The 15496-nt window shown below is 39.9% G+C and carries 11 protein-coding genes; 4 read left to right on the top strand and 7 right to left on the bottom strand.

Going from position 1 to position 15496, the window contains the following annotated elements; all coding sequences use genetic code 11:
* The first annotated feature begins 140 nt into the window (after positions 1-140).
* Complete coding sequence (locus AAC851_RS07265) at positions 141-1121, top strand: putative solute-binding protein (RefSeq protein WP_005086855.1); 981 nt, start codon at positions 141-143, stop codon at positions 1119-1121.
* Positions 1122-1170: 49 nt separating this feature from the next.
* Here AAC851_RS07265 and plsB read toward each other — a convergent pair whose 3' ends face one another.
* Positions 1171-3723 (bottom strand): glycerol-3-phosphate 1-O-acyltransferase PlsB, encoded by a 2553-nt coding sequence (gene plsB, locus AAC851_RS07260; protein WP_004641098.1) that lies wholly within the window; start codon positions 3721-3723, stop codon positions 1171-1173.
* A 358-nt stretch (positions 3724-4081) separates the two neighbouring features.
* On the opposite strand from plsB, the gene AAC851_RS07255 reads away from it, so the two are divergent.
* The 3 genes from AAC851_RS07255 to AAC851_RS07245 all read left to right on the top strand — a co-directional run bounded on the left by AAC851_RS07255 (position 4082) and on the right by AAC851_RS07245 (position 8808).
* On the top strand, positions 4082-4954 hold the full coding sequence (locus tag AAC851_RS07255; RefSeq protein ID WP_005088334.1) for an acyl-CoA thioesterase: 873 nt from the start codon (positions 4082-4084) through the stop codon (positions 4952-4954).
* Positions 4955-5082: 128 nt separating this feature from the next.
* A complete protein-coding gene (locus AAC851_RS07250; RefSeq protein ID WP_075314678.1) occupies positions 5083-6324 on the top strand; it encodes a dicarboxylate/amino acid:cation symporter in 1242 nt (413 codons plus the stop codon).
* A 318-nt stretch (positions 6325-6642) separates the two neighbouring features.
* The gene (locus AAC851_RS07245; RefSeq protein ID WP_445290551.1) at positions 6643-8808 is read left to right on the top strand and encodes a TonB-dependent receptor family protein; all 2166 of its coding nucleotides are present in this window, start codon (positions 6643-6645) and stop codon (positions 8806-8808) included.
* A 74-nt stretch (positions 8809-8882) separates the two neighbouring features.
* On the opposite strand, the gene AAC851_RS07240 is transcribed toward AAC851_RS07245, so the two are convergent.
* The 6 genes from AAC851_RS07240 to AAC851_RS07215 all read right to left on the bottom strand — a co-directional run bounded on the left by AAC851_RS07240 (position 8883) and on the right by AAC851_RS07215 (position 15452).
* Entirely contained in the window at positions 8883-9827 is a 945-nt protein-coding gene (locus AAC851_RS07240) for a metal-dependent hydrolase (RefSeq protein ID WP_004641087.1), read from the bottom strand.
* Between the two features lie 129 nt (positions 9828-9956).
* Entirely contained in the window at positions 9957-10733 is a 777-nt protein-coding gene (yihA, locus tag AAC851_RS07235; RefSeq protein WP_004641084.1) for a ribosome biogenesis GTP-binding protein YihA/YsxC, read from the bottom strand.
* A gap of 71 nt (positions 10734-10804) precedes the next feature.
* On the bottom strand, positions 10805-11257 hold the full coding sequence (locus tag AAC851_RS07230; RefSeq protein ID WP_113996644.1) for an RrF2 family transcriptional regulator: 453 nt from the start codon (positions 11255-11257) through the stop codon (positions 10805-10807).
* 79 nt (positions 11258-11336) lie between these two features.
* Positions 11337-12548 carry an NO-inducible flavohemoprotein gene (hmpA, locus tag AAC851_RS07225; protein ID WP_017395325.1) on the bottom strand — a complete coding sequence of 404 codons (1212 nt, stop codon included), beginning with the start codon at positions 12546-12548 and terminating at the stop codon, positions 11337-11339.
* 143 nt (positions 12549-12691) lie between these two features.
* On the bottom strand, positions 12692-14239 hold the full coding sequence (locus tag AAC851_RS07220; RefSeq protein WP_109441517.1) for a helicase HerA-like domain-containing protein: 1548 nt from the start codon (positions 14237-14239) through the stop codon (positions 12692-12694).
* A 19-nt stretch (positions 14240-14258) separates the two neighbouring features.
* Positions 14259-15452, bottom strand: a complete 1194-nt coding sequence (locus AAC851_RS07215; RefSeq protein WP_017395327.1) for a PLP-dependent transferase — start codon at positions 15450-15452, stop codon at positions 14259-14261.
* Positions 15453-15496: the final 44 nt, after the last annotated feature.

Below are 15496 nucleotides of genomic sequence, written 5' to 3'. Positions count from 1 at the left end.
AAAAACAATATTAAGGTGTTTTTGATATTTAAGCGCCCATAATACTTGGTATGGATTTTGGATTTTAAATACCAATAGATTCCGTAAAGGAACTGCCTGAATTGTGCACAGGGTTTGCAGCGAGGCATTGAAGGTCAATGATGAAAAAAATAATGTGTTCGATGTTACTTGGTCTGATGGCAACAATCAGTTGGGCTGGAGAGCAGACATGGTGTGTATTTGATCCTTTAAGTACTCAAGGTGATATAAGCCGTCGTTTGCAAGATGTACGTGTGCATGCAATGCAAAGCCAAGTACAGTTGAAATTTAAAACGTTTAAAAATGAACAAGAGGCGATTAAAGCATTTGATCAAAAAGAATGTTCAGGTTTGGTTGCCTCAAATTTTAATACCTATCGTTATAATCGATTTATGGGTAGTACTGCCGCCATTGGTTTAATTCCCAATAATCGAACCGCACGTGTATTTTTACAGTTATTTACCAATCCGAATGTTGAAAAGCGCATGCGAGAAGCTGAGTATGAAGCGGTTGGAATGATTCCTGTGGGTACGGTTTATATGATTATGAATACCCAAAGGATTAATAAAGTTTCACAGCTTAGGAATAAGAGTATCGGCATTTTGGTAGATAACCCTCCGCAGTTGGCACTAGCGCAAAGTGTTGGGGCAAAACCTACGTATGTGGACTTCTCAAATGCGATTGATTTATTTAAACAAAAGAAAATGGATATTTTGGCTTCGCCAGCCTATGGTATTTTGCCGTATAACCTGAAACAAGAATTTGGAGAATCGACTCAAGTGGTCAATTTTCCTATTGCATATTTCGCAGTCAATATTGTAATCAGACCACAAGCTTACCCTACAGGATTTGGTCATACGATTCGCGCATGGTTTGCAAAAAATAGCCATGTATTGGCTGCACAAGCGATGCAGTGGGAAAACCATTTGCCTGCCTATTATTGGGCAGATATTTCGAGTTACGAAAAGCAGGGCTATGATGCATTAGTCACCAGAATTCGCAATCGCTATGTTGCATCGGGATATTATGATGCTTATTTGGTTGAACTGATTCGGCGATTACGATGTCTGGATGACCCCAAATATATAGAATGTAGAAAGTAGGGATGAATAAAAACGGCAACTCAAAGTTGCCGTTTTATTTTTACTGCACCTATGCTTTTTTACGTTTTAAACGTCGTTTTGCTTGTTGTGATGCCATCGCTTCTAAAGCAGCGGCAAGCTCTTCATCACTAAATGTGGTGATATGTTGCAGCATTTGCAAAGTAGTCTCATCCAGTACCAGTTGAGCACCTGCCGCCATTTCACTAAAGTTATCATCGTATTCAATGAAGCCTTGTTCATTGTTGCGAATATAGTTTTGCTGAGTCAGTACCTTGATAAAACTTTGGAACAATGATTTATCGAAGAATTCAGGTGAGTTGAACTCATAAAGTACAGAGAGTCGTTGACCCAATAAATGACTCAGTTCTTCAACTTGTTTGGTCGAGATATTGCCAGAGCCACGTTGTGTAATGAGCGCAAGGGTCATGTAATAACGCTCTAAACTTTGTTTTACTGGCATCGCCAAAGTGAGAAGTTTTTGATGCTCTTCGCTATTTGGTGTTGGGCTGAATAGATTGCCATCATGATCTTGGAAAATTAACCCGATTTCTGACAAGGCATCGATATAGGCACCGATCTGTTGTTGTAACTCAGATGACTGCCATTTCATAAACAATTCAGCTTTTAAGAATGGATATAAGGTGCGAATGACATTACTTAAATCTGTTTTGTGAATCTTGCCATTATGTTCAACCAAAGATGCAACCAATGAAGGTAGGACAAAGGCATGTAAAATGTTATTGCGGAAATACGTTAGTAATACGGCTTGATTGTCTTCGATCGCAATAATATCGCCTAAGACATGTTGAACGCGTTTGATGAGTTTAAGTTTTAAACCGTATTCGATAATCTCTTTACCTGATAACGACGTCACTTGGGTACGTTGATCATAAGGCTGTTTAGCGGCAAGGTCACGGTAGATATCTAGTTGCTTTGCGCAAATTTCTTCATCTAAAGTATGTTTTGGTGTCGCTAATAAAATTAAAGACAATAGCGATACAGGGTTGATCACCACTGCGCGGTTAATGTTTTCTAAGATACGGTTGGCTGAATCAGAGACAACGCGAGAAATTTCAATTGGTGCTGGTGCATCATTCTTTTCAATTTGAATCTTGTCAGCATTGTGCTGTTTTAATACATCATCTAAGAATACAGGCTCACCGAAGTTCACATGTACTTTACCAAAGATACGTTCAATTTTTCGCAATGACTTGAGAATACCAAAAATGGATTCAGCTTCTTTAGGTTTACCTTGCATTTCACCAACATAGGTTGAACCTTCCATTAAACGTTCATAACCAATATAGGTCGGAACAAAGGCAATCGGTTTGGCGCGACCACGTAAATGTCCGTGTACGGTCATTGCCAACATGCCTGTTTTTGGTGGTAATAAGCGACCTGTACGTGAACGTCCACCTTCAATAAAGTACTCGATTGGGGTGTTGCGAGATAAGATGCTGTATAAATATTCTTTAAACACAGAGGTATAGAGTGCGTTTCCACGGAATGAACGGCGAATAAAGAAAGCACCACCACCACGTAATAGCTGACCAACAAAAGGTAAATTGAGGTTATCACCGGCTGCAATATAAGGAATCATCAGACCACGTTTAAAAATCACGTAGGACAGTAATAAATAGTCAATATGGCTGCGATGACATGGGGTATAAATAATTTCGTAATCTTTGGCAAGTTCACGGACAGTACTAAAGTTATGTACGTCTACACCATCGTAAAGCTGTGTCCATAATCGTGTTAAGGCCATATCAGCAAAGCGAACTGCCGAGGCTGAATAGTCTGATACAATTTCATTTACATAACCAATCGCACGTCGCTCTGCTTCGAGCATACTAATTTTATGTTGAATACTTTCGCGGCGAATCGCATCTTGTACGTCAGGTGCTTTCACTACAGACTGCATTACATTACGACGATCTGATAAATCTGGGCCGAGTACCACTTCACGCTGTTGGTCGAGGTAGCTATCCAGTGAGCTTGCAATATAAGTAGCTGGCGAAACATTTGGATGATTGGTTTTGGCATACTCAACCAATTCTCGTAAGGATTGTGGTTCATGGAACTCTAAATACGATTGGCGACCATGTAAGCCTATATTTACCAATTGTTTTACAGTGCTTGGGGTTGCCCAAGTGTCTGAAAATAAAAGCTTAAACCAAGAGTCTTCTTTATCAGGGGAGCGTCCCCATAGCACAGTAACAGGGATGAGTTGTACTTCGATTTCTGGATTTTTTTCGAGTGCTTCAATGAGTTGTAAAAGACGAGGTGGGAAGGTTTGTGTATTAAAAAGAATATTGTCATTTTGATGTAAAAAAAGAACAGAATTTTTTTCTTGATAATCGCCAAAACTCAAAGGATCCAAAGCGGGTTTGAGTTGTAGACGACGGGTTTCACCATCGACCACCAGTGCATTACTATGAGAGTAGTTTTGTAATACATAACACACGACTTTTTTTGCATCGTTTGTGCTTTGTTCTGTGGTGGACTCTACAGGAACTTCACCAAGAATATGTGGTGTAACCACAAGGTCAAGTAACTTACTCGAAAGTTGGCGATACATTTGACCAAATCCAGTCTTGGACATTACAAACTCCTAAATGATAACCCTAAGCAAATGCATAGCGCTGCAATCTAAACAGCACAAGGCCATGTCCAATACACAAACATGAACACGACATTCTGCGGTATTCTTACATAAAACGGTATGTTGTTTTCTGACAAAATATAGCGTATTTGGTAGATTTTATCGTTAAAAAACGTATTTTTAGCGGTTATAAATATAAAGTTATACTGAGAAAAACATTTATATTGAGTGCTAACTGTATTAATCGATAAATCTCGATTAATATAATTGTTCTTGTTTCGTGCTAGTCCTTATTCTCACTAGGACCTTGCTTTTGCTTGAATTATCTCTCCCTAATTGTTGTTAAAAAGGTGATTAAATGAATGCGTTAACGCAAGAACTCGTCGAGCTTTTGACGCTAGAAAGGCTGGAAGCCAATATCTTTCGGGGTAATAGTCGTAATTTGGTTGGCAAACGTGTGTTTGGTGGACAGGTCTTGGGGCAAGCATTAAGAGCAGCATCCTATACGACCAATCGTCCAGCGCATTCGCTTCATGCATATTTTCTCTATGGTGGAGATGTAGACGCACCGATTATTTATGAAGTTGATTCTCTTCGAGATGGAAAAAGTTTTGCCAGTCGTCAAGTGCGTGCTATTCAGCATGGACGTATTATCTTTTCGGCAATGGTATCTTTTGCCAATCCAGAAGAAGGATTGAATTACCAACACAAAGAGCCTGAATATCCTGCACCAGAAAATTTAAAATCTGAAAATGAATTAAAAGAAAGTATGCTCAACTTCGTGCCAGAGAATGTTCGAGCAAGTTTCATGCGTGAACGTCATGTTGAGATTCGTCCAGTTCAGCCTGTCAATCCTTTTCAGCCACAGCCTGAAGCGCCATTTTATGCGCATTACATTCGTACACATGGTGATATTGCAAAAAATCTTGATGAGATATCGTTACATCAGGCGATTGTCGCATTTTATTCTGATTTTACGTTAATGACCACAGCATTACGTCCACATGGTTTATCTTGGATTTCTCCAAATCTTCAGTGTGCAAGTATTGACCACACGATTTATTTTCATCGTCCTTTGCGTGCAGATGAATGGATGCTCTACGAAATGGAAGCAACCGTGAGTGCAAGTTCACGTGGACTGAATTTTGGTCGTATGTGGCAAAATGGTCAGCTGGTTTGTAGCACGGTTCAAGAAGGTTTGATTCGGCTCAGAGAAATTGAAACGCAGTAACGATTAAATTAGATTAAAGCCATTATTATGATGGCTTTTTTTAAGATGCAAATGTGACAAAAAATTGCTCGATTGTTATGTTTGAGCATGCGATAGTACTGAAAAGTTAAAATGCTTTCATACCGATAATGAATTTAAATACCCAGATCTTATTTGCAGCCATTTTAGGCGTAGTGTTTGGCTTCCTGTTAAACGCCTTCCCTGAAACAGCATTTGTAGAGCATAGTCTTTATGGCTTAGGAATTTTAAGCAGCATTTTCATTGGTCTTTTGAAAATGTTATTGATTCCATTGATTTTTAGTTCAATTGTTGTGGGCGTATCTAATCTACAAGCAGGTGGACAATTTGGTCGTGTTTGGAAGATCGCGGCATTATGTTCCATTACAACGACCACACTAGCGCTCATTTTAGGTATAGGATGTGCTCATCTCTTTGATGTGGGTAAAGGTGTTGATATTCAGCTTTTTCAAGCGGATATGCAGAGTCATCAAAGCCCTGATACTTTGACTCCTTCGAGTTTTCTAAGCAATTTTGTCCAAAACACCTTAATCAATCCATTCAAAGCATTTAGTGAAGGGAATGTATTGGCTGTTGTAGTATTTGCCTTATTTTTAGGTGTGGCCTTGGTACAAGGGGGAGAACGTTTCGCACTGGTACGGAATAGTTTTCAGCAGTTTTTTGAAATAATGATGATGCTGGTTGGGTGGGTGATGAAACTTGCTCCGATTGGTATTTTTGCTCTGTTGGCGAAACTGATCGTGACAGAGGATCTTTCTGTCTTGAGCCGCTTAGCTGAGTTTGCTGCGGTGGTGACAGGGACGACGATTTTTCATGGTCTTGTGGTACTACCACTTTTGCTATGGATTTTTGGACGCATGGATCCGATCACATTCTTTCGTGGGGCCAGAACGGCTTTAGTAACTGCTTTTGCCACGAGTTCTAGTTCGGCGACGATGCCATTAAGCCTAAAATGCGCGCAAGAAAATCTAGGTGTTCGGCCACAAACTGCAGGCTTTGTAATCCCTTTGGGGACGCAGCTGAATATGGATGGAACTGCACTCTATGAGGCAGCTGCAGCTTTATTTATTGCAAATTTAATGGGATTGGAGTTATCCATTACACAACAAATTATTGTGTGTTTAGTGGCAATCATTGCATCTTTAGGTGCGCCAGGAATTCCGAGCGCGGGGATGGTCACCATGATTATGGTGCTTCAGTCTGTTGGCTTACCTGCGGAAGCGATTGCCATATTATTACCAATTGATCGTTTATTAGATACGGTACGTACTGTGGTCAATGTTCAGGGGGATATGATGATTAGTGTTGTTGTGGATCGACACGCATCGGAGTCCACAACAGATCAAGGGTAAGCTGATGCAAAATTTGCATCAGTTTTATTTCTTAACTAAAAAATTGGCACATCAATATAGTAGATACATTTATGTGAAATGGTTGAAAAGTAAATTAAAAAATAATGATTAAATTTTCTAATAGGCAGATTTAAAACAATAAAGTGTGTGAATATTAATTTAATAAAATAGGTTTATTAAAATTAAAGTTATGAAAATAAAGTAGTTTATTTCGAAATTCTTAATATTTTATGGATAATCATTCTTGTTTGCACTATCATTTGTCCGTTTTTGTTTGGTGTCTTTTTTAACCACTTACTAGTTTTTGGGTTGGAAAAGATGATCCATCTTTTTGCTGCTTCGGGGGAAGCTATGAAAAACCGTTCTTTTCTAAAAAATCCAATCGTGATGAGTGGCTTATTGTTTGGTGGCTTTGCACCTATGTTGCATGCTGAAACTGAGCAAGAACGCAAAACGGTGGTGTTACCTACTATTCAGGTGATTGGTTCACAAGATGATGCTGTCTCAAAAATTCCTGGCGCGGCTGTGATTGTGGATCAAGAGCAGATTCAGCAGTTTGTTCCAACATCGACAGAGGACATCTTAAAGCGTGTTTCTGGCGTATATGTGAAACCTGAGGAAGAATCGGCTGTTGTCGCAAATATTGGTATGCGCGGTATTAGTTCACAGGATTATAAAACCTTAATTTTAGAAGACGGTGTACCTGTTGCACCAGGCTTGTTTGTCGGAAATGGTCGTTATTACAATCCACGTGTACAGCGCATGGATAGTATTGAAGTACTAAAAGGTTCTTCGGCATTACGTTATGGACCATCGAATATCGGTGGTGTAATTAACTATCGTACCAAGCAACCAAAAGATGGTGCTTTGGTGGATGTATCGATTGGATCTTGGGAAACCTATAAAACAACAGTTGAGCTCGGTGGTAGTTCTCCAAATAAAGACAGCAATTTTGGCGCAATTTTAAGTTGGGCGAAAAGTGATGGTTTCATGGACAAAGGCTATGAAATGAAAGACGCTGTGATCAAAGCAGGCACAGCGATTGGTGATAACCAATGGTTAGGTGTTAAATTTACCCATTATGAGAATGATGCCAATATTTCATATCGTGGACAGTTCTTGGGTGAATATCACGCCAAGAAAAAGAACAATCCTGCACCAGATGATTGGTTTTTGACAGAACGTAATTCATTCGATATTAACCACCGTTGGAATATCAATGCGGATACAGAACTTCAGACTCTAGTGTATTGGAGTGAAATGAACCGCGATTACTGGCGTTATGAGGTTGATAAAATTAACCCAATTACTGATGATGGGCGATGGAATTACCGTAATGGACCAGGAACACGTGGTAATGAAAAAGGTGGTCAAGATAATTGGGATTTGCGTGGCAATAACCGTGCTTTTGAACGTATTGGTGCTGAAACTCGCTTGGTGGCAAAACATGCGCTATTTAATATTCCAAGTGAGGCTGAAGTTGGTCTACGCTTGATGAATGAAAAAATGGATGACATTACTATTGATGCAACACGCGCAATGCCACGTACAGGTAGTGTTAGTAAAGACACTAAAGATTCAGCAAAAAGTGTTGCATTATATGCACAGAATCGTTTGGATATAACGGATCAACTATCAGTAACACCTGGTTTGCGTATTGAACGTTATGAACAAGAGCGTTTAGATAAGAAAAAGAATGAAACAGTCAAAACTTCAAATACTGAAGTGATGCCTGGTCTGGGACTTACTTTCCAATTAGTTCCTGCAGTACAGCTCTATGGTAGTGTATACAAAGCATTTTCTCCTGCTTTGAATGGCGACTCCCTCAGTGGTATGAAAGATCAAAAACTGGATGCAGAAACTGCAGTTAGTTGGGAGTTCGGTTTAAGAGGGCAGCAAGATATCTTTAAATATGAGTTGACTGCCTTCCGAATGGATTTTGACAATCAAATCATCCCTGCGAACAGTAATTCTGATTTCCAAACAACTAATGGTGGTAAGACTTTTAACCAAGGTCTTGAGGGTGCGATTAATGTTGAGTTAGAAAACGGTTTTGATATGTTTGCTAATGTGACTTGGGTTGCCGATGCTGAATTTAAGGGTGACCGTTTTAATAAAAATGGCGCGCTTAAATCAAAAGATGGTGATCGTGTACCATATACACCAGAATGGGTTGCAAATCTTGGTTTTGGTTATACTTATGCTGGTTTGCGTACTCAGCTGAGTGCAAATTACACGGGCTCTCAATTTACTGATGATTTGAATACTAAGCCAATTACAGAAAACACGTCAGGTTTCTTTACGGGTAAAATCAATGGTTATACGACTGTTGATTTAACCTCTCGTTATACTTTGAATGATCAAGTTGAGTTCTATGGTGCAGTAAAGAATTTAGAAGATAAGCGCTATATTGCGAGCTTACGCCAAGGTATCTACGTAGGTCCTGAACGTTCGTTTGAAGCTGGTGTTCGCTATCGTTTCTAATTGTATTTGCTGATTGTGAAAAACCCCTCATCCTAGGATGAGGGGTTTTTTGTATAAGGAAACAATAATTTGTTTTAAGCTGCTTGTTGTAAAGCGCGCTTTGCAGCAGGTGAGCTGTTTAAATAGTTGACCGCATCTTGGGTATTTCCTTCTTTGACAGGATCATACCACGGCATGAGGTAATCAATTTGTTGTGCAACGAGCCAAATTGGATTTGGGAGGATTTGGTCATCTTTGCGGCCTTGTTTATACCATTCAATCCAGATCCAAGGTTTAAATAAACTTGGTTTTTTATCCGCAAAGCGAGGATCTTGGCTCATGATATGCGCTGCGCCATCTACCCATAAACCTAGTACGCCGATAATCACCGCAACACTGAGATAATAACGAGCAATATAGCCACCGCCTAAATGGCGATAAAGATCAAATGCAACAGTACGGTGTTCGATCTCTTCAGAGCCATGCCATTTGATGAGATCGATCATCTCAGGGTCTGCGCCTAATTCTTCCCAACGTTTATTGTAAAGTGCATATTTACCCAGTACACAAGTCATATGTTCGACAGTTGCAATGACACCTAAACGGAATAAATCCCATTGATGCTCTAGAAACTGTGGCACTTCTTTATCAAAAGGCTTGTCTGCAAGCGCTTTGGTGAAAAGGAAGTCCATAATATCTAAGTTACGTTGAATATCTATATTGCGCTGGCTTAGATATTCCTTGTTTGCAGAAGTGTGTGCCACAGCGTGCATCGCTTCTTGACGAATAAAAGCTTGGACATCTTGCTTTAATTTTTCATCAGTAATTTGTGGGAGTACTTTATTGTACAATCGGCAAAACCAAAATTCACCAGCAGGTAATATATTATTAATTTCATTAATAAAATAACTTGCAAAAGGTTGGTTTGGAATCCAGTCTACTGGTGTTTTTTCCCAGTCAAATTTTACTTTGCGTGGGAGAATTTTATAGTCAATCGAAGAACCAAGAACTTTGTTCTTCACAAATGATAGTAATTTCATCGTTTAGTCCTAATCGATAGTGCAATGAACCAACACTAAGCAGTATATGAAAACTCCCTAGTGTTTGTGTTTAGCAATACAGGACAATTAAAAATTATTTTATGCATCAAGTTGCATGAAAAGCGAAATTTACTCTTCAGCGTCTGTTTCTGAGGCTTCAGGAATCTGATCAAGGTCAAATTCAGTGGGTTGATCGAGGGTGTAATTTAAGCGTCCTGCCATAACACTGGCGAGCTCTTCTAAACCAATCCGATTCAGAGAAGAAAACAGTTGAATCGAGAAATCTAATTTCATTTTCTTCAATTGCTGTTTTACATCAAGTAGGGTTTTATTGGCTGGACCACGATTCAGTTTGTCCGCTTTGGTTAAAAGAATATGCACAAATAAATGACGAGAATGAGCCCATTCCAGCATCATCAAATCAAAGTGCTGTAAAGGATGGCGAATATCCATCAATAAGACTAGACCTTGTAGGCTTTTGCGATGGATTAAATAGTTTTCGAGTTCTTTTTGCCACACAATTTTCATCGATTCAGGCACGGCCGCATAACCATAACCCGGTAAATCCACAAGGCGTTGATCTGGGTTGCCTAAACTAAAAAAGTTGATCATTTGTGTACGACCCGGTTTTTTAGAGGCGCGTGCTAATTGCTTTTTATTGGTCAGTGCGTTGATCGCGCTAGATTTACCTGCATTTGAGCGTCCAGCGAATGCAATTTCATATCCCGTATCTTCTACGCACAAAGCCAGTTTTGGCGCACTCATCAAAAACTCAGCTTGGCGTAGCCAATTCAAAGACTGTACCGCATATTCAGTCAATGCAGGATCAGTCTTTTTTTCATAACTGATTTTTTGTTTGGGTGCGAGTTTGGCTTTGGTGTCTTTTGATTGTTGACGCTGACGCATAGAAGCTTACTTTTGAATTGAAATAGCAAAGCTATTATAAAGGATGTCAGTCAATCGTGCGAATCTGATGGTTATGCTTTTTGAATGAGTTCTAGAAACTCAATATTTGAATGCTTCGAAGATGGAAGAATGCCGTGCTGTATGACCTCACCAAGCGTATATTGATTTAGACTTTGATAAAAACTTTCTAAAGCTTGGTCTAAAATTCCTTTGAGCCCGCAATGTGAACGTAAAACACAGGGTGGGGTATTGCATTCAACAATTTGTTGATGACCTTGCAGAGTGCGTACGATCTCACCGAGTTTAAGACTTTTTGCTTCAGGATTGAGGCGAAGACCGCCTCCTTTGCCACGAATCGTGACAATCCACTGTTGCTTTCCCATAAAATGAACCACTTTAACCAAATGGTTTTGGGAGACATGTAAGTCTTTTGCAATATCTGCGATTGTATAAGGTACATCACTCGGACGAGCGACATACATTAAAATTCTAAGCGCATAATCAGTAAACTTATTGAGTTGCATTGGATTTCACTCAATCTATTGCTTTAAATACAAAGGGCTAGTCTATCATAGACTAGCCCCGTGCAAAATGCAGTGTCGATTAGCTGAGTTTGACCCCACCTGTACCAAAAGCTTCACTGTGAATGTTCTGGGCAGGAACACCGCGTGCGATTAAAGCTTTATGTTGTTCCGCCATAAATGGCATAGGGCCGCATAAGTAATAATCTGCATTAATAGGTAATAAAGCCGCATCTACATTGCTGAGGTCTAAACGTCCAGCAATATCATAATCAATACCTAATACATCGCCGTCATGTGGAAATTCATAAGCTGTAAACGTACTAAGACGGGGATACTTATCTTTAAGATCATGAATATGTTTTTTCATTGCATGTACTTGGCTACTACGACATGCGTGAATAAAGCTCACAGGCTGTGGCATATCTAAGGTAACAAGTTGATTTAACATCGCAATCATTGGAGTTAAGCCGACACCCCCACTAATAAATACATTACGTTTTGTATGATCAATCAGATAGAAGTTGCCTGTAGGTGCTGACACTTCAATTTGTGAGCCTTCGGCTAAGCTGTGTAGTGTATTGGACACCCAGCCCGCAGCTAAATTTTCTTTTTCATCTTCACGTTTGACTGAAATTCTTAAATAGTCAGCTTGAGGTGAGGTTGATAGCGTATATTGACGTGGTTGTCTTAATCCTAGCTCAGGTACAAATACCCGCACAGAGATGTATTGACCTGCTTCATATTTGGGTAAATCACCACCATCGACAGGAGCTAAATAGAACGAAGTAATTTCATCGCTTTCAATCACTTTTTGAGCGATTTTAAAATTACGCCAACCTAGCCAGCTCCCCTTTGTTTGCTGGTGTTGATCATAAATCGCTTTTTCTGTGCTGATAAATAAATCAGCCAATTGCCCGTATGCCGCAGCCCATGCATCAATGAGTGGATCATCCATAGAGATACTCAAGACCTCACTGATCGAGTGCAGCAGGTTTTCGCCCACAATGCTGTAATCAGGTGCTTGGATATTGAGGCTGACATGTTTATGCGCAATCAATTCAACTACTGGCAGCAATACTGATGGATCTTCAATATTTTCTGCATAAGCGAGAACGGCACCTGCAAGTGCTTGAGCTTGAGCACCACTACGTTGATGACCCATATTGAAGGTTTCTTTTAAGTCAGGATTGTTCCCTAACATGCGGTTATAAAAATAACCAGTGAGTGCCACGCCATTTTCACGAAGAACAGGGACGGTTGCTTTTACGAGTTCAATTTGCTGCGGAGTCATGTTTGATCTCTCTTGGCTATCATTTTATAAGATATATTTAAAATACATCTTATAAAATGTATTTGCAATACATCTTATGATAAAAGCCATAAAAAAATTAAGGGATAATTTATTATCCCTTAATTTATAAGCAGATGTGGTTGTTATTTACCAAATAAAGATCCAAGTAAACCTCTGACAATCTTTTGTCCTGAGCTTCCCCCTAGACTACGTGCAGCACTTTTCGCAAAAGTCCCTACAATGTCTTGTGTGAGTTTTTCTCGATCGCGTTGTGCTTTTTCAGCGGCTCGTTGTTGCTCACGTGCAAAACGTTCTTGTTCTCTGGCTTGTTGTTTGGCTAAAGCGTCTTGTTCTTTTTCCTGTTGTTTTGCCAAGGCATCGGCTTCTTTTTGTTGAGATAGTTGCAAGACTTTCTTTTGTAGCATTTCATACGCGCTGTCTCGGTCAACGGCTTGATCGTAAATACCTGCAACAATACTCTGTGCAATGATAACTTGACGTTCTTCCGGTGTAATTGGGCTAAAGGATGAGTAAGGTGGCATCACCCAGCCGCGCTCAACAATTTGTGGTGTTCCTTGCTCGTCGAGGCAACTCACGAGTGCTTCACCTACAGCAAGCTCGGTAATCGCTTGATCAACTTTAAACTCTGGATTGGCACGGAATGTATCTGCTGCTGTTTTGACCGCTTTTTGATCTTTTGGCGTGAATGCACGTAAAGCATGTTGAACGCGATTACCTAATTGCCCAAGTACACTCTCTGGTAGATCCAGTGGATTCTGAGTAATGAAATAAATTCCGACACCTTTTGAGCGAATCAGGCGCACCACTTGTTCAATCTTTTGTTGCAAGGCTGTGCTGGCATTATCAAACAGTAAGTGTGCTTCATCAAAGAAGAATACCAATTTAGGTTTGTCCATATCACCCACTTCTGGAAGCTGTTCAAATAACTCTGATAACATCCAAAGTAAGAAAGTGGCATATAACTTTGGTGTATTCATAAGCTTATCCGCAGCTAAAATGTTGATATAGCCGTGACCGTTGGTATCGGTCTGAATAAAGTCTAAAATGTTGAGACTCGGTTCACCAAAGAATTGTTCGCCACCTTGATCACCTAGTGCTAGTAAATTGCGTTGAATGGCACCAAGACTTGCGGGAGAGAGGTTGCCATATTCAGCTTTGAGTGCCGAAGCATTTTCACTGACATAGCTCAACATCGATTTTAAATCTTTAAAATCAATTAATAATAAACCTTGATCATCTGCGATTCGGAAAACTGCTGAAAGCACACCTTCTTGTGTGTCATTGAGATTGAGCATTCTGGCTAATAATAAGGGTCCAATCTCAGAAATGGTGGTACGAATAGGATGACCTTGCTCACCAAATAAATCCCAAAAAATGACAGGTGATGCTGCAAAAGGGATATCGCTGATTTTGAGTAGACTAAGGCGTTCTTCAAATTTGGGATTGCTCGAACCTGCCTTGGCGAGACTCGAGACATCACCTTTAGCATCAGCAAGAAATACAGGCACACCAAGGCGAGAAAAACTTTCTGCCAATACTTTTAAGGTAACGGTTTTACCTGTTCCTGTTGCACCTGCAATCAATCCGTGTCTGTTGGCAAATTTAGAATGTAGAACAATATCTTGTGTGGTATCTGTGGTTTTTTTAGCAATAACGATGGGTGTATTCATTCTTCACCTATTCTTGATTTCATTCCAGTTGTTTTAATGCATTTTGAATATCTTGAATTAAATCCTCAGCATGTTCTAGTCCAATACAGAAGCGAACCAATAATCCTTGTTGTAAATGTGTATTCTTGAGTGAACGCATTGTTTTTAAGTCATATAGCATTACTAGGCTCACAGGACCTCCCCAACTAAATCCAAGTTTGAATAGTTGTAAGTGATCGCAAAATTTTCGAACTGCAGCGAGATCATATTCAGGCTTAAAGATGACACTGACAAGACCTGCACTTTTGCCTGTGGTGCAAATTTGTTTCCAAAATGCATGGCCAGCAGAGTCTGGAAGGCTTGGATGGAGTACTTGGGCGAATTGAGGTTGTTGCTTTAACCAGTTCATTAAAGTAAGCGCATTTTGTGCTTGTTGGTCATATCTAAAGGACATGTGTGCCAAACTACGTTGAATTTGAGCAGTGTCATCACCTGAAACAGAAATGCCTTGAATGGCATGCATACGGAACAATTTGTGATGTAAAGCTTGATCACGTGTCACCACTGAACCCATTAATATGTCGCCACCACCACTTGGATATTTGGTTAAAGCATGAACAGTGATATCAATTGAAAGGTGTTCATCTGAAAAATCAAAAGCATTAAATGCAAGACCCGCACCCCAAGTATTATCAAGTGCAGTCAGTACATTGGCTTGTTGGGCTTTTTTAACTAAATTTTTTAGATCGGGAAATTCTAAGGTAACTGAACCTGCTGCTTCTAGCCAAATTAGCTTGGTTTTGTCTGTCGGTTGGAAACTGTCAGCATCAATTGGATTGTAAATGCTAACAATGATGCCGTAGCGTTCTTGCAGATTTCTTAAATGTTCTAAATTAGGGCCATAAATATTATCAGCGACCCAGACTTCATCTTCCTTGCTTAATATTGCACTATTCACGAGATTAATCGCGGATAGACCACTCGGTGCAAGTAAGCAATATCGCCCCCCTTCAATCTGAGCAATATTATCGGCTAGAGTGAATGTTGTGGGGGTGCCATGTGTGCCATAACTATAGTCATAGGCATCGGTCCAGTGACGATCAAAAAGGTGCGCTGTCGACTGGAAAATGATGGTGGATGCACGAAATAGGGGAGGTTGTATGGTTTCAATGTATTGAGGGGCTTGGCGTGGTGCATGAATAAGAAGCGTTTGTCTATTTTTATGTGTAGTCATGGGGCAAAATCAAAACGATATGATGATCTAGGTTAAGATAAAAG

Source organism: Acinetobacter sp. HZNU-JH01, from assembly GCF_037996845.1.
In the GTDB taxonomy this organism is placed as follows: domain Bacteria; phylum Pseudomonadota; class Gammaproteobacteria; order Pseudomonadales; family Moraxellaceae; genus Acinetobacter; species Acinetobacter haemolyticus.
The sequence above is the reverse complement of the archived record's forward strand: the minus strand, read 5'-3'. Positions and strand labels throughout refer to the sequence as shown.

What these genes read in the sequence shown, in the direction of transcription:
- AAC851_RS07265 (WP_005086855.1), top strand. Translation starts at nt 141, where the DNA reads ATGAAAAAAATAATGTGTTCGATGTTACTTGGTCTGATGGCAACAATC.
- plsB (WP_004641098.1), bottom strand. Translation starts at nt 3,723, where the DNA reads ATGTCCAAGACTGGATTTGGTCAAATGTATCGCCAACTTTCGAGTAAG.
- AAC851_RS07255 (WP_005088334.1), top strand. Translation starts at nt 4,082, where the DNA reads ATGAATGCGTTAACGCAAGAACTCGTCGAGCTTTTGACGCTAGAAAGG.
- AAC851_RS07250 (WP_075314678.1), top strand. Translation starts at nt 5,083, where the DNA reads ATGAATTTAAATACCCAGATCTTATTTGCAGCCATTTTAGGCGTAGTG.
- AAC851_RS07245 (WP_445290551.1), top strand. Translation starts at nt 6,643, where the DNA reads ATGATCCATCTTTTTGCTGCTTCGGGGGAAGCTATGAAAAACCGTTCT.
- AAC851_RS07240 (WP_004641087.1), bottom strand. Translation starts at nt 9,827, where the DNA reads ATGAAATTACTATCATTTGTGAAGAACAAAGTTCTTGGTTCTTCGATT.
- yihA (WP_004641084.1), bottom strand. Translation starts at nt 10,733, where the DNA reads ATGCGTCAGCGTCAACAATCAAAAGACACCAAAGCCAAACTCGCACCC.
- AAC851_RS07230 (WP_113996644.1), bottom strand. Translation starts at nt 11,257, where the DNA reads ATGCAACTCAATAAGTTTACTGATTATGCGCTTAGAATTTTAATGTAT.
- hmpA (WP_017395325.1), bottom strand. Translation starts at nt 12,548, where the DNA reads ATGACTCCGCAGCAAATTGAACTCGTAAAAGCAACCGTCCCTGTTCTT.
- AAC851_RS07220 (WP_109441517.1), bottom strand. Translation starts at nt 14,239, where the DNA reads ATGAATACACCCATCGTTATTGCTAAAAAAACCACAGATACCACACAA.
- AAC851_RS07215 (WP_017395327.1), bottom strand. Translation starts at nt 15,452, where the DNA reads ATGACTACACATAAAAATAGACAAACGCTTCTTATTCATGCACCACGC.